Genomic DNA, 21,354 nt, shown 5'->3' with positions numbered 1-21,354 from the left:
TTAGTGTTTAAAAAATCCTGTTTTCTCAGCCTCGGCCATGATAGCGAGGGTATCATCCTCATACTTATCGGCGAAATCCTTGATGTCTCCGGTCTCGGCGGTCGGCTCTTGCTTTACTTTTGCTTCCGGCTTTTTGCCTGCCGGTGTTCCCTTTAGCTCTGCCACGTCTGATTGAAGTTGCTCAATCTGTGTGTCTTTCTCTTTCAACTCTTCTTGGGCGGTCGATAATCGCTCCTGTAAGTCGGAGGTATTACCGGTGCTCTCGATCGAATCGAGCAGCTGATCCACTGTTACGTCTTCCGCTTTCATGTCCGGGTTATCACCCAGTACCTTATTCAGAAGCTTGTCCCAGTTGTCGGCCGCTTGTTTCATCGCATTGTACGAATCATCTTTCAACCACTTCATAAATCACTATGTATTAAAATAATTAAGAACATTCTCGAAAGTATCTATCTCATCGATCATACCGATGTCCATGGCCTCCGGAGCGAAAAACATCTTACCGGTGGCCCATTTACCTTGATCCTCGTTGATCACGCCTACCCGGGCGTTAGCGATGCTGGAGATGAAATTCTCGTTATACGTATCGCATACTTTTTTTAGCGGTTCCGTATCTCCCTGCAGAGCCTTGTGAAATTCTTGGTTCTTGTCCGTGGATTTGGAGGCATAGATATCGATCAACTTGATTCCCATCTTGGCATAATACTCGCTGGTATCAACGATCGTCATATAGGTACCCACGCTTCCGATCCGGCAGACGTTGGAGTTCGCTACGATCTTGTCGCAACAGGAGGCGATGCCATAGGCCGCGGACGCTACGAAATCATTGCAGAAAGCTACGACAGGTTTGTTTCGGCTGTTAATCGCTTCCTGCATGATCCGGCATCCCATTCCCTCGCCTCCGCCGGAATCGATATTCAAGACGATCGCCTTGATATTATTCTCGTTGTAGCATCGGTTTAGGAGATTCGCCTTGGTAAGCATTCCGGATGGACCGCATTCTTGGTCGTATTTCGTGATCGCCCCGTTGATGTTCATTATGGCTACGGAGTTTTTGGGTGCGTCCTCGGGTGGAGACCATCCTCCATACTCGCTGATCTGGTATGCGCCATTTTTTAGGGAGGCGAAAAGCAAGGCGTTATCCTCGGTCGGCTCTTGTTCGGAAGAAGCGTTCCGGGGTTTCCCGAACATCGTTTCCGGCTTGGTAAGAAAAGATGCGATAAGGGGGAAATAATTCGCCGCGAAGTTTTCCTCGACGAACCAGACTCCCCCCAGAATGTTGTGTAGATAAAGCATATCTTCCTTTTTGATGGCAAGGATATACTTATATATATGTATGGTAAAGGACTTCGGTCAATCGATCAGTTGAAGTTGCGGAACCAATTGCTTTCCGGATAACGAGATTTTGTATCCCGAGAAACCGCTAGGATCGCTGGGGTGCAACACCTCGAATTTGCATTTTAGGGGAAAACGATCCGATCCGACCACGAATGTATCCCCACTAAAGTGTTTGTACTTAAAGATCGCCGTGAGGTGGTTCAATCGTTCGCATTTTTGCCATAGATCGCCGGTCATATATTGACGGGGTATTTGCAAGGAACCAGATACATTATATAGAGTGCCTGATTCACTTTCTTGTGGCTCAACCTTGATAGAGGTTCCATATCTCCCCGGGTGAAGGTTGATCCAGTCTCCGGACTTGAGTCCAACTTTTACTTTGTCTGCCTCTTGAGACACGCTCGCTATTTGCCTCGAGAAAGCGAACCACGCATCGGAGATGCCTCCCATATTGTCTGCCATAACCTTAGTTTTTATTTGTTTATCAATAATATCTGATCGTAATGGATACACTTGGAATTTTATTCCTCCCAAAAGGGACAAATCGATACGCTTGGTCGGAGTGAAAAACACTCGTATTTAACTTTTATTGTACGAACGTTTCTCTTTTTGCTTCCTAGTTCGGTCCCTCCAGCGATAGTAGTTCTTTTTTAGAGCGTCCTCGCTGATCCCGTTGATATCGAATTTGCGCATAAAGGAAAAAATACTTTCGATATACTGTATCCCATACATATGCTTGTTATAATCTATCCATTCGTGCAGCTCGGCCCAGAACATCAACTCTATCCGTCGCTCAAGGATTCGCTGCGAGCGTTCGCTAAGATAGTTGTAGTAAGCCGGATCTTTTCCACATCGTCTGTCCGGCAAAGCTATTTCCAGCGTTCCTTGCTCCAAAGGGCAGGAGGCCGGGCGCTTGGATGTCAGATCAAACAGGGTATGATACAAATCTGTCTTGTCCGGAAGGGTTATCACTCCTTCCCGGCAATCATTGAATTTTCCACGCATGTACTCCTCCAAATGCTTTTTTATGCTTATCTTTACTGTCACCATATCGATTTTCTCTCTTCTTATAGGCTTTTTTACTCTATTTTCCCTATGTGTATGTGTTATATTTTGCGGCCAACACGTCAACAGACCAACAAGAATTATAAAATATGATGCTAATTTACTATATTTCAATGATATAATTGATAAAACACCAAGAAATATGCGACCAACAAAAAACAGAGCTTGTTGGTCACCTCTACCAACCGTCAACAGTGCTTCATTTTTCCCTGAATTTAGAATTATTGCCAACAGTGACCAACAAAAAGAAAACGATGACCAACAGGAAACAACAGCCTACTTCTATTTAATTAATATATATATTATTGATTATTATATATTTATCTTATATCTGTTTTGAAATGTTTCATCTTTTGTTGGTCTGTTGGTCTGTTGACCACTTTTTCTATCCTTTATAGGGTTTCAAAACACGCAAAACTTGCTTATTTCTTTTTTTAATTTCAGGGGGTCCGGGGGAAATAGATGAATAAAGATAGAACCGGCTTCCCGGATGTGCTTGTTGTCCATGGCCTCCAATAGCCAAGCTATATCCTAGAAAGTCGGTTCTATGCGATTTTAAAATACTATCAGTCGTTAAAAGCGGAATCCCGGCTCAGTCTCCGGAGTCTGATCGTAGTTTTGTACGTCTCTTTCGAAATCGACATCGAGCAAGTCTCTGAGAATATCGTAATTGAAACAAACTGCCGAGGTATTACTCTCTTTGTTCACCATAATACGTTTCATGCTGTTATCTATGGTGGGTTCTCCCGCCGGGTTTGCTAGAATGTCTCCTTTTGGGACTTCTTTCACCTCTTGCCATCGATAACGAGTGGAACGTACTTTGCCAATATAGGCCTCGTTACTTTCGAAATAGGTATTTAAGGATTGAAGAGAGAACGCCTCACCTTTTAGCTGCTGGGTATACATAGGATAGATATTTGTCATGTTTAGATATAAAACACGGGTATCTATGGGCTCTAGGGTTTTTATTTCCGTATCCCGGCCTTGTTTCTTAATTGTTACCTTTCCCGGTACCTCGATCTTATAGTCTCTACCTTGAACTAGGCTTCCTGTATCGATCAAGAAGTTGAGTATACTGAAGAAGTTGAACATCTTATTTGAGGAACTAATCGATTCTACTTGTTTGATCACTTTCGCTATTGCGATTTCGAAGAACTGTTCTGCGGTAAAAGGTAGTTGCAAGGAGGTATGTTCTTCCACTATACGACAAACGGAAACGAACATAGATACTGTTTCGAGTATACGAGAGAGACCATCCGTGTTTTTAACGGATACCCGTACTTCGTCTTTCAAGGATTTAAAGACCTCGTCGTATACTTTCTTATAATGTTGCAAGATGCTATTTCTGCACGCCAATATCTCAAGGAGGACGCTATGCAGTCCGGATTCCTCGTATCCTTTCAACTCATTGAAGATTTCTTCTTCCAAGTCCGATCGATCATCCCGTTTCGGAACCTCGCAAATGATACATCGATTTGCGAGGGAATTATCATCCTGCTGGGGGCTTTCCTGTCCCATGATAACGAGAGGGGCATTCACTTGGCTACTATCGATCTCCTTACTTACCGCATCCTTGCGTTTCTGCTTGCCTTCGCCGTCATATACGGCGGCTTTCAAGGCTTGGAAGATCTCAGGTTTTATTTGAGTATCATTATATTCCTCCAGCATGATCGGAATATTTCGATATCTTTCCAGCAAAGAGAACAAAGCGGCGGGGGTTCCGGAGTTTAGGTTGAATGCGGGTGCGTCTGGCGGTATTGATAAGGAACGGATGGAGTAGCCTACCTGCGATTTTCCGGAACCCGTCGGACCGATAAAGAATAAAGCCGTAAAGGTTCTCCTAACATTGTATATATCGCTACGGAAGGCACTCATGATCGAATATATGATCGCCCACATGCCGTTATTGTTTAGCTTGTATACCTCGTTCATCAGTGAGGCCCACTTTTGGAAATTGATAGAACATCCCGCTTTGGGTTCCCGGTACTTGATAAAGCGATCCAGATAGTAGCGATCGCTATCCCGGCGCTCGGATGCGTAAATTTTAGAGAAAGCCGGGATATAGTAATATTTTTTGTTATGTTCGACTAATCCTAGATCAGTAATATATTGAAGCTCTTGTTTGCCATCTATCTCATGTACGATCGCATTACTGAAAGCAAAAAATCCTTCATCATACCAACCAAACATACGGAGTTCAAAGCATGTTTTAAATCTAGCGGCTATACTTTCATATATAGAATCTAAATGGTTTTGGGTTCCGTTACTAAAGAAAAATGAGCCTTCTTCCCATATTCTTTTTTTAAAAGTTTGAAGGGTGATCATATCTCCACTAATCCATTCCATGTAAATAGGATAATTATAGCAAGGAGAGGTTATTTGGACAACTCGTTTATTGAACTGGCTTTCTTTATCATAGATGTGGATAAGCGGTTCCATATAAAAGTTTCCTACTCTTATATATGAATTTTTCCCATTAGAGAACATATATGCTACCTTCCTTCCTGAGGAATCTATCAAGGGAAAATATTTATAAGCTTTCCACATTCGATTTATTTCCGGATCTTTTTCAACGTAATCAGGCAAACGATTGGGATCGAAGATTAGAGCGGTACCATCTATTTGCAATGCGTCGTTATTAAACTTAACCTCAGATTTTCGAATTTCAAGATAAGGTTTTAGAACGTGCTCAAGAGCTGTTTTGGTGACCCCTAACATCCGGGCATAATCTGTAGTTTGGAAAGCCCGGGTGGTAGCATCCGCATAGGATATCACTTCAGAGCATCTTTCTAAGGCTATTTTCTTTATATTCTCGGGAGATTCCCGGAATGTACTGTATAATCCGATATAGTATTCATTGAATCCAATCTCTTTCTCTGTGTCTACGAGTTTATAACGTTCTTCACCTTTCTCGTCTACATAACTTTCCCGCTCTCTTTTATATTTGCTCATGGAGACCGTGAAGCCGGTTCTTGTCAAGGAACGTAGAAATGAGAGCTCTTCCGGTTCGATCATGTTTTCTTTTACCTCGAATTTATCCCTGCAACGGATGATGGGAGATAGCCGGCGAAGCTCTTGGATCTCGGACACACCCGGGATGCCTGTTATAAGGATGACCGGACAAACTCCCCATCCCTCGGAGAAACGATTGACAGACCAAGTAAGGGTGACTTGTTTGTTCCCGGTTTTTACAAGTTCCTCCGCTTCTTCCACGCCGGTCAATCCCGGTTGGGTAGGTTGGGCTGGCACGCTTTTCTTACCTACGGCTTGTAGCTCGGCAACTAGATTTGTTATCAATTCCCCATCTGCGTTAAATCGTTCGGCGAGGGATACGATATACGCTTGCCTTTGTAATTTATCCGGTACGACGGAGATACTTTGGGCGATAATCCGGAGAACCTCTGTTTTCCGGATCGGATCATCCATCTCGCTTTCGAATGCTTTATAAATAAAGGAGATGAAGTCGGTCTCCTGCTTTTTCAAGAATTTGGCTAGTTTCTCAGTCCCCATCTTGCGGGCGAAACTGTCCGGATCTTCTCCTTCCGGAAGAAGAACGGCACGGACGTTCATGCCCTCGGCCAGCATGATATCCATGTTCCGGACGGAGGCTTTCATGCCGGCTGCGTCTCCATCATAAACGGCAGTGATGTTTCGGGTAAATTTCTTGATGATCCGGACTTGATCTAGTGTAAGGGCGGTACCGCTACCGCAGACCGTATTGGGATAACTGGATTGAACGAAAGAGAGTACGTCAAATTGACCTTCCACCAAATAGCATTTATCGGATTTCGATATCTCTTGACGAGCTTGGTATATACCGAATAACGTCTTTCCCTTATGAAAAAGGGGAGTCTCCGGAGAGTTTAGATATTTACATTGGGTATCCTTTTCCAAGGAACGGCCCGTGAAACCGATCACTAGTCCTGATAAGGAATAAAACGGGAATGTGATCCTATTTACAAATCGATCGAAGATCTTTCCGTTCTCTTTTCTGATAATCAAACCGGTCTTCTCCATAGTCGCCATGTCATAACCTTTTTGAGAGCCTAACTCGGTTAATGCGGTAAACATGGATGAAGAGTACCCCGCTCCATATTTAGACAGGATATTCGGGGTGATTCCTCGTGTTTCCAGATATTCAGCGGCCTCTTTCTTCTTGAGGAAAGCCGTAAACGTTTCTTGGGCGAATGTGAGGCAGATTTGTAGGGCCTCCCGCTCTTTCGCTATCTTCCGTTCATCGTCGGTTAGTTCCCGTTCGGGTACTGTTATGTTGTATTTCGAGGCGACTAGCTTTACCGCCTCGAAGAAAGACATCCCTTCGTGCTCTTTTACGAAGGTTATCACGTTCCCGCCTTTACCACATCCAAAACATTTCCAGATATTCTTAGCGGGGGATACGACTAGGCTTGCGTCCTTGTCCCCATGGAATGGGCAAACTCCCTTGTAATTTACTCCAGCTTTTTTTAGCTTAACATAATCACCTATCACGTCTACTATATTGGCCGTGTTGATGATATTATCGATCACGTCTTGAGGTATCATATTTCATCTTCTTTATTGTCGTTAAATAAATATAGTTGTCGGGCTTCGAAGGCCTCTTGTAAGGATACGCCTAGAGTTGTGGCTAGACGTAAATACTCTTGATCTGTGGGGCTTTCCTCCCCCCGGTATAATTTCCAAAACCGTACTTGGTTGATATTTACCGCATGCAAGAAAGCTGTTGTTACATTGAAATATTCCGGATTGATTAATTTAATCCGGAACAATTCTAGCACAAGGTTCCGTTTTACGGAAGGACGGTAAACGATATGGTTCCTATGGATATATAGTTTAACGGCTAACTCGGTCTTTCCTAGAATCTTCCCTATTTCCTTGAGAGTTATCTTCCCCAGATTCTCCTTCAATATTTTTTCTTGGCTTTCTGACCAGCGTTGTCTTTTCATGTCGTCTTATGAATTTATAATCTTGACTAAAATCATAGTCATAGTTTCCTTCTTGAATGAACATACAGACTATCTTTATAAAGAGTTCTTTGTTTTCCTCCTTAACCGTAGCCTCGAGAGAGAATGAACGATCTACTTTCATATTTAGAAGTTCATTATATACGCCGTTCACATATTCCCGGAATAGATCTACTCCCATTTTCTCTTTATAGATGGCGATCCAGTTCCAATCTGTCATTCGATACCGGGCGTAACTATCCATCGATTACCTCAATATTGTCAAAATCTGCGGTGTCAAAATCCAATGGTTCTCCAAAAAGAGGATTATCGGAGGTGACGCACGCTCCCGGAACATATAGGTTTAGTTCCAACCATTTCAAAAAATCCTCCCGGTCGCAATTAACGGGAGGGCATTCTACTTCGTATATGATTCTAGCTTTCATTGTATATTCTTTTCTAATTGTCTTTTCATGTCCATTACGATCCTATCGACACTTGATCTTTGATCGATAGGCTTCGTCGCCAAGTAAGTACATAAGCAATCATCTAGGATGACAGCTTCTTCCTGTGAGATATCCTGAATGATGATCTTGCCGTTTGAATCCGTTTCGATATACATGATCATTCCTCCTTCCTCTGTGCCCATATGTTGTCCATTTTGGCTAACTTATTTTGCATGTAGCTGCGAAGTAAAGTGGAACATTCTTCTGTATAGTCCGCAAATTTGCAAGCGAACTGGTATTCACATGTCCGATCAACATCACGAACGAATTTGCCGGCATGATTGATTATGGCTTTTATGTGCATCTTATCGGATTGGATAAATTGCTCGTCCTGCATTAATAGCCCTTGGATTTCCATAGCGGAGTTCTCTAGGATATCTGCCGCTATGAACATCATCCAAATCGGTAAAGCGTACTCCTGCGGAGTAGTATGCGCCAACTTTTTTCTTTTGGCGGTGGCTACAGCCATCGCTAAATAGTTCTTGTCATTCATCTTTTTTCTTTCCTCCTAAAATTTCCATGGCATGATTACACATCTTGATGGCCAGATATTGGAATAGCTTGGGAGATTTGTTTTTTGCGGGAGGTAAAAAATCCACATTCAATTTAACCACATCCCCATGTTGCGTGATGGTAATCACTGCCTTTGCTTGCTTGATTGCCTTGTAGGTCTTTTTATTCAGTCGTTTCATATTTCTTTAGTTATGTAGTGTATACCATGAAATCTGATGGATCAGCAAACATTGATGCCCTTTTTTCTTGCCAATCTATAGTTACTACTATCCACTCTGAAGGAATATTCATATAGTCGAGTCCAATATATTTAGTAACCCAATATATAGATATACACCCAGATTCATGTTGTACAATCTCAAGATCCTCTGGCTCACATTTTAAACGGCATCGAATTTCACTCTTGAGATCCTCTAATTTTTCTTTTGCTTGTTCCAATGTTATCATATTCAGTATATTTTTTAGGTTATTACAGAGAGTCTATCTGACTTGAATGTTTACGATTAATCTTTTGAAGAAAATCTTTACGACACTTCTCAGGATCAGCGGTGTAGGGGATGAGAATAACCGTTCGACAATCTATCCGGAGAGGAATCTTTCCTTCATCGTTACCGTTTGGTACGATAGAGGTTGGATTCTTTCCCATATCAGCCTTCGGTTTAATTACGGGAGGAGGAAGTTGTTTTTTTAATCCTAATTCTTTTACCAGAGCATACACTTTCTCCGGGCGTATGCCTAACATCTTGGCCATAAATTGACCGGTCAGTTTTTTGTAATTGGTACGAATGTACTCCTTTTGTTCTTCTAATGTTGCCATGGTATTGATTTGATTTATTTTAAGTTATGTGTATGCCAATAGTCTACCAGATATGCGATTGTCCGTGTAGAAGTTTTTTCGTGTATATTCCGGATATGATTCGCTACGGTATGCGGGCTGATATGGAGCAACTGTGCGATATCATCCACCTTATATCTTTCGATCACCAAACGGAGCACGTTTGTTTCCCGGAACGACAAGGTCGTGTTAAATTCGGGCTTGCAAACAATCCCGGCAAATGGGCATTCATTTCGTATCGGACATTTTACTTCCTCAAAATGGAATCGTCCCCACACATCTATATCCGGGTTGTTTGCGTCATATTCGCCGAAATTACACCGGATAAAACGAGAAACGATCCAATACTCATAATTGAGTCGATTCGGTTCTTTTCTTGAATATAACAGGCTCAACGCTTCCCATGCTTTGGTATAAAAAGTCACCAGATGGGAGATAAAAGCAGAGATAAATACCCTGTTCTCCTTTCCTGTTTCGGCCAAAACCCTAACAGGGTCTCCCTTTGGCTTGATCATAACCTCGCAATCCGGGGTGTTATAGAACTCTATTTCTTGAAAGCGATTCATGTCTTTTATTTTCACATATCGTTAAATTCCCTAATACTTATGAGCCTACCGTCTTTTAGACTGAGCATTAAAACATATTCCGCCGTTGAAGTTTTTTCTCCTGTATTATCGTAATAGGAAAAGCCAGAACTCTCGTTCAAGCGACGTAATAACTCTGGGTTATTATTGATTTCAATCAAATGTCCTTTTACGGATTCAATGAAAGCCAAGGCTTTCTCCACAGATCCTTTTGAAATTTCTTTTGTGCTCATGATTTTACCATTTAAAAGTTGTTTGACATATTGTTTCTAAAGCTCTTCTTTCCAAAAGAGAATAGTTTTCCCGTGTTAGTTTTGAATAGAAAGTTGGATATGAGATACCGCTTGCTACTAAGAACTGATCTCTAACAGCTTTCTTCCTTTCTTCATCCAAGGACTGGTAATAGTCTTTAAATGTCATTTTTTCAATCTTTTCTGCATTTTCCATACGTAAAACATATTTTAGTGTTATATTTATAATGCAAACGTAAACTAAACTTTGATATTATACAAAGTTTTATGTGATATTTGTCACATGATTATATATGTTTAACAATGTTTACAAATAATACTTGAATGTTTATACCAAGTAAAATAGAACAGCTTATTATTGATAACAAATTGACAAAGAAGTCTTTTTGTGAAAAAGTATCCATATCTGTACAAGGATTGGACAATATTTTGAAAGGAGCAGATCTTGGTTCAAGTAAACTTGAACGAATAGCAGATTTTTTCAAATTACCCATTGATTACTTTTTCGATAGAGACATAAATGTAGATAACTCAATCGGTCATCATGTAAATGGAAATGGGAATAAGGTTTCTGGAGATATTACTCTAAGTGAATGTAAAAATGAACTTGAGAAGCTCAGATTACTCATTAAGGAGAAGGAAGAGCGTATAAAAGATAAAGATGAAATGATTGCACTTTTAAAACAACAACTAAATAAGTAGTATTATGGAAGAAAAAAAGGTTATTCACAGTAATGAGTATCACTTGCTAAGGCAATCAGATATTCAAAAAGAAATGAAACAGGTGGTGGAAAACTTGCACATGGCTGCTGGATCTGTAGGGGGATTTGATCTCTATAAAGTCGTACAGACTTACATGCTTGATCTAGAAAAACGGCATGCAATTAATGAGCTTCTTCATATTCCGGAAGATGCTTCTTTTTATTATGAGAAGTAATTTGTACCGGGACTGTTTTAGGACAAAATAGTATTATAGTGATATTTGTAATATTTTGATAAACAGATAAATAGATGCTAAGTATTTACACAAAAGGGTCTTGGTACCCCGACTTAGAAAAAGGGAAATGGTTGGTATTCAACTGTTTCCCTTTTTTTGTGTCCTGCCCTTAAATCTAAAGGATAGTCAACGATTGTAATCAAAACAATTGTTCGTATCTTCAAGTAAAAAACATTCTTCTTACTATATACAAATATAATTACTATCTCATCTATTTCCAGATTATCGCCGTGGAATATATAGACCACGTCGTGATTTGTATATTCCACGTCTTGATCTGTACAGACCACGTCGTGGTTTGTAGAATTATACAGTATGCGCATAAAAATTCATAGGCTATCGAGCAAGAATTCATATAGGAGCGGAGCGTTTTTTGCTTATGGAGAAGAGGAGACGCTCTTACGTGTCAAAGTGGGAATAGTGTCAAACAATTAGACAGCGTTGTCAAAATATTGGACAGTTCTAAAAGAATGGCTTTTTGTTATCTGGTTGTTGTTTAGCTGTTTATGTGTTTTGGCACGTTCTTTGCTATTATTTTAAGTAGAAAATAATAGAGCAATGAAACAAATATTACTTACAACAGTTCTTTCTCTCAGTTTCGCTACCGCGACGGTGGCCCAAGAGAAACTTTGGACTTTGGATGAATGTATGCGCTATGCCGTGGAAAACAGCCCATCGGTTAAAAAGCAAGTTTATACATCAGATACGTATAAGGCGGAACGGAATGCCGCCGTAGCTTCTTTTTTCCCGGCGGCATCGGCTAAGGTCGGAGCGCAATATAGTTTTGGCCGTTCGATTGACCCTGCGACCAATACCTATGAGAATACTTCTACGTTTAATAATAACTATGGCCTCGACGCTTCTATTCCTATTTTTACGGGCGGACAGCTGATCAATCAATGGTTGATGGCAAAATCCAATCGCCGTATGGGAGTTAATGACATCCAGAAAGCGAAAGATGATTTAGCGATGAAAGCTATGCAGGCTTATATGGATGTGGTATATTATAAAGGAACGATTCGTATGGCGGCCGAGAAATTGGAGGAGAGTAACCGTACCTTATATAAGACTCGCCGGCAAGAAGAGCTGGGTTTGAAAGGGAAAGCGGATGTAGCTCAATTCGAGGCTCAAGTAGCGGCCGATGATTATACATTGACCCACCAGCAGAATCTTTTCAATACGGCCTTGCTTACCTTGAGGGAATGTATGAATTATCCATCTGATTTAGAACTGGAGGTGGATACTTTATTACCGGATATCAATTATGTCCCGGAAGTAGAGAACGTGGCGGAGATTTTCGCTTATGCGTCCGGGAATAACCCTACCGCCTTGCAAGCCGAGTATCAATTAACGCAAAGTAAATACCAATATCGTATTTATAAAGGAAAGTTGCTACCGAGCATTTATTTGAATGCCGGAATCTCTACGAGTTATTTCGAGAACCTGAAGTCTGATAATGCCCCGGAAGTTTTCAAGGATCAGTTTAAGAATAACCGTGGTGAATATGTCTCTTTTAGCCTTAGTTTCCCCTTATTCGATGGTTTGAGCAGATTAACGAACGCTCGTCGTTACCGTAACAATATGCGGATCGCACGGGAGACAAGAACAGAGGTCTTTCGCCAGTTGCAGACAGCGATAGAGCAATCCGTCTTGGATCGTGAGGGATACGCTAAAGAGGCCATACAGATGGATAAGAAGGTGAGATCGGATGAGTTGGCTTATCGTGTTACCCTACGGAAGTACGAGGAAGGCCTGATGAGCACGCTGGATGTACAGACAAGCGCGAATACGCTGTTGGAGTCCAAGGCCAATCTGCTTCAAAAGCGATTGATGTACTTATTGAAAAGCAAGTTGGTAGATTATTATAAGGGCAAGCCTCTTATCAATGAATAAGAATTGAGAACATAGAATTTAGATGATAATAAAAAATATAGAATACGATGGATATACAATTAGAGAAAAAGAAAGGTCTTCAGAAGAAGCATATTCCTTATGTAGCGGGTGGCGTGTTGTTCGTTATCTTGTTGGGATGGATTATCTTTGGTGATCATGCTTCTACGTTGAAAGTGGACGCGAGAGGGATTAGCATCGGTAATGTGACTCGTGAGCAATTTAATGACTTCTTTCGTATGGATGGTCAGGTGCAACCTATCACGGTCGTGCAGCTTAGCCCCGAGGAGGGCGGTATCGTACAGGAGAAAGTCGTGGAAGAGGGCGCCCAAGTGAAGAAAGGCGATATCATTGTTCGTCTGAGCAACTCAAATCTGGATTTGCAGATATTGAACGCTGAGGCCGAGTTGGCGGAGAAGCAGAACTTCCTTCGTAATACGCAGGTTACCATGGAGCAGGATAAGCTGACCAATCAGATGGAGAAACTTCAATACGATATGGACATGAACCGGGCCCGCCGCTCGTTCAACCAACAAGAGCAGTTGTATAAAGAGAACTTGATCGCCAAGGAGGATTATCTGAAAGCGAAGGAGGACTTCGAGTTAGCCTCTCAAAAGCACGCCTTGATTACCGAGCGCTTGCGCCAAGACTCTATCTCCCGCACGATCCAGATGGATGAGATGGAGGCCAGCTTGGCGAACATGCGGAAGAATATCCTGTTGATCCGTGAGCGTAAGGAAAACTTGAATGTCCGTTCCCAGATCGACGGTGAGTTGGGACTGTTGGATGTCGTATTGGGGCAAAGTATCAATCCGGGACAAAAGATCGGCCAGATTAACGACCTTTCCGATTATAAGATCGAGGCCATGATCGACGAGCATTACATAGACCGTGTGAAACCGGGCTTAAGCGCCGCTTTCGAGCGTCAAGGCTCGTCTTTCGACTTAACGGTGCGCAAAGTTTATCCCGAGGTTCGTGATGGTAAGTTCCGTACGGATTTCGTTTTCACAGGTGAGCGTCCGGATAATATCCGTAGCGGACAGACCTACTATATCAACTTGGAGCTGGGACAACCTACCGAGAGTATCATTATCCCGAAGGGAACTTTCTTCCAGAGTACGGGTGGAAGTTGGATATTTGTTCTTGATCCGGATGGAAAGAAAGCTTACAGGCGTTCTATCAAGATCGGTCGTCAGAACCCGCAATATTATGAGGTTCTTGAAGGTCTGGAAGCCGGTGAGAAGGTGATTGTGTCCAGTTATGAGAGTTATAAGGATAATGAAGTGCTGGTGCTGGAATAAAATCGATATAATATGAAAAACATACTAATCGCCATTCGTTCCATTTTTAAGAAAGGGCGGCATAACGTGATGAAAATCGTATCGTTGGGAATCGGTTTAGCGGTAGGTTTGGTATTGATCGCTAAAGTCTATTTCGAACAATCGTATGATGATTTTTATCCGGATAGAGACCGGGTCTATCAAGTATGGGCGAAATACCAGCAAAATGGAGGGGAGTTGAAGGATTATCCGCAAACAAGCGGTGGCATCGCTCCAACTATGCAACAACAGATACCCGAGATTGAGACCGTCACCCGATACACGAGTTTTGGAGACTGGACCTTTACGATGACCGACACCAAGATGAAATACTCCGGTCGTTGTATCATAGCGGATAGTTGTTTCTTTGATATTCTTCCTCGTCCTATGCTGATCGGAAATGCGAAAGAGGTTCTTTCCACCCCGATGTACGTGTTGGTATCAAGTCGTATAGCGAAAAATATCGGGGGCGATGTTATCGGGAAAAACTTCACGGTAGACAGTTCGCCGGGACGTACTATGACTATTGGTGGCGTTTTTGAGGAAGTTCCGGAAAATTCTCATTCCCGTTACGATGTGATTGTTTCTATGGCTTCGGCGGGTCGGTTCATGTGGGAGGGTTCGCCTACTAATATGTTGGGAAATGATCGTTACATAAGCTACGTGAAATTGCACAAGGGGGTGAATCCTTTAGCTTTGGAGGAACAGGTGCATACGTTCGTGAATTCTTATTTCCCTCCGGAGGAACAGCAAAAGACAGGGTTTAACATTGGTTTCTCGTTTCATGAGCTGGATGGCTTACACAAGGAGTTGCCGCAAGTCAAGCGAATGACATGGATACTTTCCTTACTGGCCTTCGCTTTGATCTTCACGGCGGTGATGAACTATATCTTGATTGTGATATCCTCTATCGTTAATCGCTCGAAGGAGGTGGCTGTCCATAAATGTTATGGGGCAAGCGAGAATAATATTCATGGTATGATGTTTGGTGAGGCGTTGGTACATATAGTGCTTTCACTGATCTTGGCCTTATTGTTGATCCTTGCGTTTAGAGGTACGGTAGAGGAGTTGTTGGCGACTTCGTTAGATTCCTTGCTCTTGTCTAATGGTAGCTTGGTCTTGCTAGGGATATGTATTTTGGTGTTTTTCGTATCTGGTTTTATGCCGGGATCATTATACGCTCGGATTCCGGTGGCCTCCGCTTTCCGTAATTACCGGGAAAATAAGCGTATCTGGAAGAAAGCCTTGTTGCTTGTCCAGTTTGTAGCCACGGGCTTTTTGGTGACGATGCTTGTTTTCGTTGCCCGTCAATATACGTTTATGGTGAACGATCGTCCGGGATATGCCTATGAGAACCTTGCCTACTGCGGGTTAGCTGGCGTGGACTCTACCTCTCGTGCCAAGATTCTGGATGAGGTGATGCGGCTTCCGGGGGTCGTTGCGGCTACCACCGTCTATCAATTGCCTTTCGAGCATGCTTCCGGTAATAATATTCTTTTACCGGGTGAGACTCAAGAGCTTTTTAATATCGCCGATCTCTATTGGGTAGGTAACGGATATTTGGACATGATGGAGATTCCCGTGATCCAAGGCCGCTCGTTCACGGAAAATGTGACCAATTCAAGAGAGGTGATGGTAGACCGCCGTTTCGTGGAGAAAATGAAATTGGTAGCGGGTTGGACGGATGATGTGATCGGGAAGGATATCTGCGTCACCGAGCATAGCAAATGGAATGAGGAGCCATTCACGATTTGCGGTGTTTATGAGAATATCCGTCTGGGAGGAATCTCGAACCAAGATATGCGGCCTTCCGTATTATTCTATACGCATAAGCCCATGTATACCTTGCAGGTGAAGTTCCATGAGCTGAACAACGATAGTATGGCTCGTTTACAGCAGAAGATATCCGAGACATTTCCGGATCGTGAACTGAACGCTATCTCTTTCCGTTCCGAGATCATGGATCTATATAAGGACTCCCGTCAATTCCGTGATTCCGTGATGATCGGAGGTTTGGTCACGCTTCTTGTTACGTTGATAGGACTTATTGGCTATACGAATGATGAGGTGAGCCGTCGTCGTAAGGAGATAGCGGTTCGCCGGGTGAATGGGGCTACCTTATGGGATATATTGAGGTTGTTCATAAAGGATATCGGATATATCTGTATCTATGCGGTCATATTAGGCGGTGGTATAGCATACTTTGTCTTGCAAAAGTGGCAAGAGCAATTCACGGAGAAGGTTCCTTTGTCATGGTACATATTCTTGGGTTGCGGCGTATGTGTATTATTGATTATATATTCCGTGGTTTGTCTGGATGCCCGCAAGACGGCTAATGATAATCCGGTGAATTGCTTAAAATCTGAGTGATTGAAAATAGATAATAGAAAATTGATAATTCATAATTTATGAATAATTTATTGAACTTTAAGTCCTTTTTAAAGTTCCTTGGAAGGAATAAGGCTTATACGCTGATAGACGTGTTTGGTCTGTCTGTATCGTTGATGTTTGTGTTATTGATAGCGGTCTATACGGTACAGGAGATGTCGACTGATAAATTCCATACCAAGGCGGATCGTATCTATCTGGTCGGGAATGAAAATTGGATGGCCACCGGAGCCGCCATTCCTTATAAGATAAAGGAACGCTATCCGGAGGTAGAAAAAGTTTGTCCGGTAGTGGCGGGTAATTCGAGTGATATAGTTGTAGTTTCCGGTGATCGGAAACTGAAGGCAAACGTGATGTTCGCAGACTCTACGTTCTTCGATTTCTTTGATTTCCGGTTGCTACAAGGCACTCGTGAGCAAGCGTTGGCCGCCGGGAACTATGCGGTGGTCTCCTCTTCGTTCGCCCGTAAGATGTTCGGAACGGATGATCCGATGGGACGGCAGTTGGTGGTGGGCGATACCATATCGGCTACTATAAACGGGGTGGTGGAGGATTTACTTCATTCCTCTATTCCCGAAGCCGATGTGATCGTGCGTTGGGAGCAGGTTCGGTATTTGAACTGGTCGTTGGCTCCGGATCAATTGGGGAATGCCGGAAGTACATCGGCTTTTGTCTTGGTGCGTGAGGGTAGTGATTTCCCTTCTCGTGCGGAGGATATGGCCCATTGGTTCAAGGAGTTTTATTGGCCGTATCAATATGGGACGGCAAAAGAGGTACGCATATTGCCGCTTAGTGAGCAGTATTTTGCGAAAGCCGCTTCTTACTCTTCTTTGCGAAAGGGAGATTGGCGTTTTGTGATCGTGCTGATGTCTGTAGGTTTCCTTATCTTGATTTTCGCGGTCATTAATTATATTAACTTGACGGTCGCCCAAGCGGGTTTCAGGGCGAAGGAGATGGCTACCCGGCGCCTTTTGGGATCTTCACGGGGTGAGTTATTCATGCGTTTGATGCTGGAGTCCACTTTACTTACGTTTATTTCTTTGATTATCGGGGTTCTCCTTGCGCTGGCGGTCGTGCCGTTTGTCAATGATTTATTGCAGACACGTGTCGATATGAATGTATTGGGTAGACCTGTCTGGCTATTGGCTCTGGTTTCATTAACGGTTGCCGTGGGAGTTTTATCCGGCTTACTGCCTGCTATCATTATTTCTTCTTCTAAACCGATCGAGGTGGTAAGGGGTACGTTCCGGGCTAAGACGAAAATGGTATTCAGTAAGTTCTTTATCGTATTCCAGAATGTGATCACGATCACGATGATCGCAGCCTCTATCGTGATGGTTAGCCAGATTGTTCATATGATCAACGCTCCTGTGGGATATAATACGAAGAATTTGTTGGCCATGAACTCGGTAGACGGAAGGCAGTTGTCTGCTTTTGTCGGTGAGCTGAAAGGCTTGTCGTGCGTAGATAGGGTAGGGAAGACACGAGGACTGCCTTTTTTCGGTAGTAATAATTGGACTGCTACCTATCAAGGACAAAATATATCTTTCCAGCAATTTATTATGGATAAGGAATGCTATGAGATGCTAGGATTGGAGATTTTGCGTGATAACCATTTAACGACAGAGGGCTGGTTCCTAAACGAGCAAGCGATACGTGAGATGAACCTGCTGGAGGATGCGGCCTCTTTTATGTTGGATAGGCAGGAGAAGCCGATAGCGATAGCGGGTATCGTTCGGGATTTCTATTGCTTTGGGAATGTGACGACAGAAATGAGGCCCGTTATGTTTCGTTTTTTGAAAGATAATGAAACTCCTTGGATGATCTTGATCGAGACACAAGGTGATCCTTTTGCCGCAAAGGAGGCCATCGGTAAAGTATATGAGAAAGTGACCGGACTTGAGTTTGAGGCTTTCTTCATGGATGAGAGTTTACAAAACTCATTCGACTCGCAAATCCGTTTGGCAAAGATCGTAATCGTATTCTCGATAATCGCCATCCTTATTTCTTTGCTAGGCTTATTGGCGATGTCCACTTATTTTATCCAACAGCGTTTGCAAGAAGTATCCGTACGAAAGGTATTTGGTTCCAGCAACCGGCAGATATTGGTTAAGCTCGTATTCACGTTCTTGAACTATGTGCTGATCGCTTTCGTGATCGCCATACCTATTATTATGTACTTTATGAAAGATTGGCTGTCCGACTATTCGTATCGTATCGGTTTAAGCCCGCTGATATTTATCGCTGCCGGCTTATTCTGCCTCGTGATCTCGTTTGTCTCTGTCTTTTTCCAGAGCTACCGGGCTGCCACATCGAATCCGGTGGATAGCTTTAGGCATAGGCTTTAGTAACTTTTAAAAGGAAATATCATGAACTCAATCGTACGAAATTTCGTTTTTGTGATCAGTCGTTTTAAAATGGCTAGTTTCTTGAATGTAGCAGGATTATCTGTGGCTTTTACAGCTTTCTTGATCTTGTTCATGTAAGTTCGTTACGAGTGGGGATACGATCGTTTCCATAAGCATGCCGACCGGTTGTATCGCTTGGAGATCGTTCACAATAATAAAGGGGCGCAAGTCGTATTGAACCGCCCGCTTATCGATCGGTTCTTGGCCTCCTCTCCACATATTGAGGAGGGGGCGCTAATCAATCGGTGGGGCGATAAGAAGTATATCACGGTGGATCGGGATGGTGAGCGGATGACTTTCCATGAGGAGCTCTATGCCTGCTATCCCTCCTATGCCCGTGTTTTCAACTTTGATATGGTGGAAGGTGAAGCGGCGGCGTTGGAGGAGAAGGGTCGGGTATTGATACCGGCAAGTATGGCTCATCGTTTCTTCGGCAATCATCCGGCAGTCGGGCAAGTCTTGATCGGAGAGGGGTGGACGTCCGAGGTGGGAGGTGTCTACCGGGACTTTCCCTCCAACTCGATCGTCAGTAATGCGGTCTATCGGCGCATATCGGACAAGGAAGGCGCAGGCGCTTGGATGCAAAATAATTTTGAGTGTTATCTCCGTCTGGATAATCCGGCCTCCGCTCCGGATGTCTTGGCTGGTTTCGAGAAAAATTTCCGCCACGACGAATGGAATTGGAAAACGAGACAATTGCGCTTGACTTCTCTGCCGGATATCTATTTTAAGACTGACACGAGCTACGATTCACAGAAGCAAAAGGGGAGCTATGCCCAGCTTCAAGCGCTATCTGCTATCGCTATCTTGATCGTATTGATAGCGGTCATTAATTTCATGAACTTCAGCAATGCTTTGGTGCCGGTCCGTCTGCGGGGCATCAACACGAGGAAGGTATTGGGGAGTCCGGTATCGGCGCTCCGGATGGCCGTGGCTTCGGAGGCGGTGGGGATGTGCCTGTTGTCTTACCTGATCGCTTTGCTGCTGGTTCGCCTGTTGTCGAAGACCGGGTTTGTGGATTTGGTCAGTGGAGGCATTTCCTTGGAGGGGCAGATGCCCTTGTTGATCGCCTGTGGAGGCTTTGTGTTGCTGATCGGACTTATCGCTGGTTGCTGGCCGGCTTGGTATATCACCTCTTTCTCTCCGGCACTGGTGCTGAAAGGAAATTTCGGCTTATCTCCCAAGGGGCGCTCGTTCCGCAATGTGTTAGTAGGATTTCAGTTCGTGGCCTCTTTTATTTTGGTTATAGCGGCTTTGTTTATCACGTGGCAGAATTACAATATGCTTCATACGCCGCTTGGATTCGATAGCGAGCGGATTGTCACCGTAAAGCTAAACCGTAATCTGAGCAGGCAACCGGAGAGCGTGCGTCAGCGGTTGGGGCAACTCTCCTCTGTCGAGGCCTTGTCGTTTACCTCAAGAGTGCTTGGCGCTGAGGATAATTACTCCGGCTGGGGACGTACCTACGTGGATGAGGATATCCAATTCAAGGTGGTGCAGGCAGACTCGGAGATTGAGCGGGTATTGGCCCTTCCTATTCTGGAGGGGCGGGGATTCCTGCCGGAAGACCAGTTGAGCGATGGCACTTATTTGTTCAATGAGGAAGCGAAACGGACCTATGGGCTGAAAGCGGGAGATCCAATCCGGTTGGACTGGGGAGATTTACATCGTAGGGAGAAGATCGCCGGTTTCGTGCCTGACCTGAAATATAACTCGTTCCGGGATAAGCTGGAGCCGTTCGCCATCTTTGTCGGAAAAGATATTATGGCTGGGACCTTGACGAACCTGATGATCCTTGTTCGCCCGGGGACGGACTACCGTCAACTCTCGCTAGACATAGAGAGCTCCTTGCGGGAACTAGATCCTGATTATCCTCTCGATATCCATTTGTTCAACAATATCCAAGAGAACTTGTACCAGAAAGAGCTGCTACTTGGCAAACAAATCTTGTTCTTCAGCTTGATTGCCGTATTTGTGTCTTTGGTAGGCGTATTTGGTGTTGTCTTGTTTGAGAGCGAATATAAACGGAAAGAGATCGGTATCCGGAAGGTATTTGGCGCTACCGTGATGGACTTGTTGAGGAAGCATAACCTATCGTATCTATGGATCGTCATGATCTGTTTCGTGATCGCCTCGCCGATCGCTTGGTACGGCATTGAGCGCTGGCAAGAGAATTTCGCCTTGAAGGCTCCGCTCCATTGGTGGATTTTCCTCTTGGCTTTCCTTGCCATTACGATCATCACGTTGCTCACGGTTACGATCCAGAACTACCGGGCTGCCAGCACGAATCCCGTGGACAGCATCCGGCAGGGATGTTGAT

23 protein-coding genes are annotated in these 21,354 nt (G+C 43.6%); 8 read left to right on the top strand and 15 right to left on the bottom strand.

Going from position 1 to position 21,354, the window contains the following annotated elements; translation table 11 throughout:
* The 4 genes from ACESPU_RS13135 to ACESPU_RS13120 all read right to left on the bottom strand — a co-directional run bounded on the left by ACESPU_RS13135 (position 1) and on the right by ACESPU_RS13120 (position 2,388).
* Positions 1–405 carry a peptidase S49 gene (locus tag ACESPU_RS13135; RefSeq protein ID WP_121961697.1) on the bottom strand — a complete coding sequence of 135 codons (405 nt, stop codon included), beginning with the start codon at positions 403–405 and terminating at the stop codon, positions 1–3.
* Positions 406–411: 6 nt separating this feature from the next.
* Entirely contained in the window at positions 412–1,296 is an 885-nt protein-coding gene (locus tag ACESPU_RS13130; RefSeq protein ID WP_009018463.1) for a S49 family peptidase, read from the bottom strand.
* Between the two features lie 57 nt (positions 1,297–1,353).
* The gene (locus ACESPU_RS13125) at positions 1,354–1,800 is read right to left on the bottom strand and encodes a hypothetical protein (RefSeq protein ID WP_022192461.1); all 447 of its coding nucleotides are present in this window, start codon (positions 1,798–1,800) and stop codon (positions 1,354–1,356) included.
* Between the two features lie 117 nt (positions 1,801–1,917).
* Positions 1,918–2,388: a hypothetical protein gene (locus ACESPU_RS13120; protein ID WP_009018461.1), complete on the bottom strand. Its 471-nt coding sequence runs from the start codon at positions 2,386–2,388 to the stop codon at positions 1,918–1,920.
* 157 nt (positions 2,389–2,545) lie between these two features.
* On the opposite strand from ACESPU_RS13120, the gene ACESPU_RS13115 reads away from it, so the two are divergent.
* On the top strand, positions 2,546–2,743 hold the full coding sequence (locus tag ACESPU_RS13115) for a hypothetical protein (RefSeq protein ID WP_022192462.1): 198 nt from the start codon (positions 2,546–2,548) through the stop codon (positions 2,741–2,743).
* A gap of 233 nt (positions 2,744–2,976) precedes the next feature.
* Here ACESPU_RS13115 and dnaG read toward each other — a convergent pair whose 3' ends face one another.
* From dnaG to ACESPU_RS13060, 11 genes are all read right to left on the bottom strand, one after another.
* Positions 2,977–6,945 carry a DNA primase gene (dnaG, locus tag ACESPU_RS13110; RefSeq protein ID WP_373133413.1) on the bottom strand — a complete coding sequence of 1,323 codons (3,969 nt, stop codon included), beginning with the start codon at positions 6,943–6,945 and terminating at the stop codon, positions 2,977–2,979.
* Positions 6,942–7,346 carry a hypothetical protein gene (locus tag ACESPU_RS13105; protein ID WP_122145326.1) on the bottom strand — a complete coding sequence of 135 codons (405 nt, stop codon included), beginning with the start codon at positions 7,344–7,346 and terminating at the stop codon, positions 6,942–6,944. The genes dnaG and ACESPU_RS13105 overlap by 4 nt, the downstream gene beginning before the upstream one ends.
* 254 nt (positions 7,347–7,600) lie before the next feature.
* A complete protein-coding gene (locus ACESPU_RS13100) occupies positions 7,601–7,789 on the bottom strand; it encodes a hypothetical protein (RefSeq protein WP_009018458.1) in 189 nt (62 codons plus the stop codon).
* On the bottom strand, positions 7,786–7,992 hold the full coding sequence (locus tag ACESPU_RS13095; protein WP_227713731.1) for a hypothetical protein: 207 nt from the start codon (positions 7,990–7,992) through the stop codon (positions 7,786–7,788). The genes ACESPU_RS13100 and ACESPU_RS13095 overlap by 4 nt, the downstream gene beginning before the upstream one ends.
* The gene (locus ACESPU_RS13090; protein ID WP_022192467.1) at positions 7,968–8,342 is read right to left on the bottom strand and encodes a hypothetical protein; all 375 of its coding nucleotides are present in this window, start codon (positions 8,340–8,342) and stop codon (positions 7,968–7,970) included. Before ACESPU_RS13090 ends, ACESPU_RS13095 begins: the two co-directional genes overlap by 25 nt.
* Complete coding sequence (locus tag ACESPU_RS13085; RefSeq protein ID WP_022192468.1) at positions 8,335–8,541, bottom strand: hypothetical protein; 207 nt, start codon at positions 8,539–8,541, stop codon at positions 8,335–8,337. The genes ACESPU_RS13090 and ACESPU_RS13085 overlap by 8 nt, the downstream gene beginning before the upstream one ends.
* Before the next feature lie 10 nt (positions 8,542–8,551).
* On the bottom strand, positions 8,552–8,809 hold the full coding sequence (locus ACESPU_RS13080) for a hypothetical protein (RefSeq protein WP_022192469.1): 258 nt from the start codon (positions 8,807–8,809) through the stop codon (positions 8,552–8,554).
* A 22-nt stretch (positions 8,810–8,831) separates the two neighbouring features.
* Complete coding sequence (locus tag ACESPU_RS13075) at positions 8,832–9,179, bottom strand: hypothetical protein (protein ID WP_022192470.1); 348 nt, start codon at positions 9,177–9,179, stop codon at positions 8,832–8,834.
* A gap of 14 nt (positions 9,180–9,193) precedes the next feature.
* A complete protein-coding gene (locus ACESPU_RS13070) occupies positions 9,194–9,763 on the bottom strand; it encodes a helix-turn-helix transcriptional regulator (protein ID WP_195284125.1) in 570 nt (189 codons plus the stop codon).
* An 11-nt stretch (positions 9,764–9,774) separates the two neighbouring features.
* The gene (locus ACESPU_RS13065; RefSeq protein ID WP_009018450.1) at positions 9,775–10,014 is read right to left on the bottom strand and encodes a hypothetical protein; all 240 of its coding nucleotides are present in this window, start codon (positions 10,012–10,014) and stop codon (positions 9,775–9,777) included.
* Between the two features lie 4 nt (positions 10,015–10,018).
* The gene (locus tag ACESPU_RS13060) at positions 10,019–10,228 is read right to left on the bottom strand and encodes a hypothetical protein (RefSeq protein WP_009018449.1); all 210 of its coding nucleotides are present in this window, start codon (positions 10,226–10,228) and stop codon (positions 10,019–10,021) included.
* Between the two features lie 128 nt (positions 10,229–10,356).
* On the opposite strand from ACESPU_RS13060, the gene ACESPU_RS13055 reads away from it, so the two are divergent.
* The 7 genes from ACESPU_RS13055 to ACESPU_RS13025 all read left to right on the top strand — a co-directional run bounded on the left by ACESPU_RS13055 (position 10,357) and on the right by ACESPU_RS13025 (position 21,353).
* The gene (locus ACESPU_RS13055) at positions 10,357–10,734 is read left to right on the top strand and encodes a helix-turn-helix transcriptional regulator (protein ID WP_009018448.1); all 378 of its coding nucleotides are present in this window, start codon (positions 10,357–10,359) and stop codon (positions 10,732–10,734) included.
* A 4-nt stretch (positions 10,735–10,738) separates the two neighbouring features.
* Complete coding sequence (locus ACESPU_RS13050) at positions 10,739–10,969, top strand: hypothetical protein (protein ID WP_009018447.1); 231 nt, start codon at positions 10,739–10,741, stop codon at positions 10,967–10,969.
* A 618-nt stretch (positions 10,970–11,587) separates the two neighbouring features.
* Entirely contained in the window at positions 11,588–12,922 is a 1,335-nt protein-coding gene (locus tag ACESPU_RS13045) for a TolC family protein (RefSeq protein ID WP_122268127.1), read from the top strand.
* Between the two features lie 47 nt (positions 12,923–12,969).
* Positions 12,970–14,220 (top strand): efflux RND transporter periplasmic adaptor subunit, encoded by a 1,251-nt coding sequence (locus tag ACESPU_RS13040; RefSeq protein ID WP_005861993.1) that lies wholly within the window; start codon positions 12,970–12,972, stop codon positions 14,218–14,220.
* Positions 14,221–14,232: 12 nt separating this feature from the next.
* Positions 14,233–16,608: an ABC transporter permease gene (locus ACESPU_RS13035; protein ID WP_122382626.1), complete on the top strand. Its 2,376-nt coding sequence runs from the start codon at positions 14,233–14,235 to the stop codon at positions 16,606–16,608.
* 38 nt (positions 16,609–16,646) lie between these two features.
* Positions 16,647–18,974 carry an ABC transporter permease gene (locus ACESPU_RS13030; protein WP_227713732.1) on the top strand — a complete coding sequence of 776 codons (2,328 nt, stop codon included), beginning with the start codon at positions 16,647–16,649 and terminating at the stop codon, positions 18,972–18,974.
* A gap of 186 nt (positions 18,975–19,160) precedes the next feature.
* Entirely contained in the window at positions 19,161–21,353 is a 2,193-nt protein-coding gene (locus ACESPU_RS13025) for an ABC transporter permease (protein WP_373133412.1), read from the top strand.
* Position 21,354: the final 1 nt, after the last annotated feature.

It is taken from the genome of Parabacteroides sp. 20_3, assembly GCF_964238835.1.
In the GTDB taxonomy this organism is placed as follows: Bacteria; Bacteroidota; Bacteroidia; order Bacteroidales; family Tannerellaceae; genus Parabacteroides; species Parabacteroides distasonis.
This window is presented reverse-complemented; position numbering and strand designations above follow the sequence as displayed.

Bases quoted from the DNA above. Each gene is read 5' to 3' on its own strand.
- ACESPU_RS13090 (WP_022192467.1), bottom strand. From the start codon at position 8,342: ATGAATGACAAGAACTATTTAGCGATGGCTGTAGCCACCGCCAAAAGA.
- ACESPU_RS13055 (WP_009018448.1), top strand. From the start codon at position 10,357: ATGTTTATACCAAGTAAAATAGAACAGCTTATTATTGATAACAAATTG.
- ACESPU_RS13075 (WP_022192470.1), bottom strand. From the start codon at position 9,179: ATGGCAACATTAGAAGAACAAAAGGAGTACATTCGTACCAATTACAAA.
- ACESPU_RS13065 (WP_009018450.1), bottom strand. From the start codon at position 10,014: ATGAGCACAAAAGAAATTTCAAAAGGATCTGTGGAGAAAGCCTTGGCT.
- ACESPU_RS13050 (WP_009018447.1), top strand. From the start codon at position 10,739: ATGGAAGAAAAAAAGGTTATTCACAGTAATGAGTATCACTTGCTAAGG.
- ACESPU_RS13040 (WP_005861993.1), top strand. From the start codon at position 12,970: ATGGATATACAATTAGAGAAAAAGAAAGGTCTTCAGAAGAAGCATATT.
- ACESPU_RS13120 (WP_009018461.1), bottom strand. From the start codon at position 2,388: ATGGTGACAGTAAAGATAAGCATAAAAAAGCATTTGGAGGAGTACATG.
- ACESPU_RS13080 (WP_022192469.1), bottom strand. From the start codon at position 8,809: ATGATAACATTGGAACAAGCAAAAGAAAAATTAGAGGATCTCAAGAGT.
- ACESPU_RS13035 (WP_122382626.1), top strand. From the start codon at position 14,233: ATGAAAAACATACTAATCGCCATTCGTTCCATTTTTAAGAAAGGGCGG.
- ACESPU_RS13060 (WP_009018449.1), bottom strand. From the start codon at position 10,228: ATGGAAAATGCAGAAAAGATTGAAAAAATGACATTTAAAGACTATTAC.
- ACESPU_RS13045 (WP_122268127.1), top strand. From the start codon at position 11,588: ATGAAACAAATATTACTTACAACAGTTCTTTCTCTCAGTTTCGCTACC.
- ACESPU_RS13130 (WP_009018463.1), bottom strand. From the start codon at position 1,296: ATGCTTTATCTACACAACATTCTGGGGGGAGTCTGGTTCGTCGAGGAA.
- dnaG (WP_373133413.1), bottom strand. From the start codon at position 6,945: ATGATACCTCAAGACGTGATCGATAATATCATCAACACGGCCAATATA.
- ACESPU_RS13105 (WP_122145326.1), bottom strand. From the start codon at position 7,346: ATGAAAAGACAACGCTGGTCAGAAAGCCAAGAAAAAATATTGAAGGAG.
- ACESPU_RS13125 (WP_022192461.1), bottom strand. From the start codon at position 1,800: ATGGCAGACAATATGGGAGGCATCTCCGATGCGTGGTTCGCTTTCTCG.
- ACESPU_RS13085 (WP_022192468.1), bottom strand. From the start codon at position 8,541: ATGAAACGACTGAATAAAAAGACCTACAAGGCAATCAAGCAAGCAAAG.
- ACESPU_RS13070 (WP_195284125.1), bottom strand. From the start codon at position 9,763: ATGAATCGCTTTCAAGAAATAGAGTTCTATAACACCCCGGATTGCGAG.
- ACESPU_RS13095 (WP_227713731.1), bottom strand. From the start codon at position 7,992: ATGGGCACAGAGGAAGGAGGAATGATCATGTATATCGAAACGGATTCA.
- ACESPU_RS13135 (WP_121961697.1), bottom strand. From the start codon at position 405: ATGAAGTGGTTGAAAGATGATTCGTACAATGCGATGAAACAAGCGGCC.
- ACESPU_RS13030 (WP_227713732.1), top strand. From the start codon at position 16,647: ATGAATAATTTATTGAACTTTAAGTCCTTTTTAAAGTTCCTTGGAAGG.
- ACESPU_RS13100 (WP_009018458.1), bottom strand. From the start codon at position 7,789: ATGAAAGCTAGAATCATATACGAAGTAGAATGCCCTCCCGTTAATTGC.
- ACESPU_RS13115 (WP_022192462.1), top strand. From the start codon at position 2,546: ATGCGACCAACAAAAAACAGAGCTTGTTGGTCACCTCTACCAACCGTC.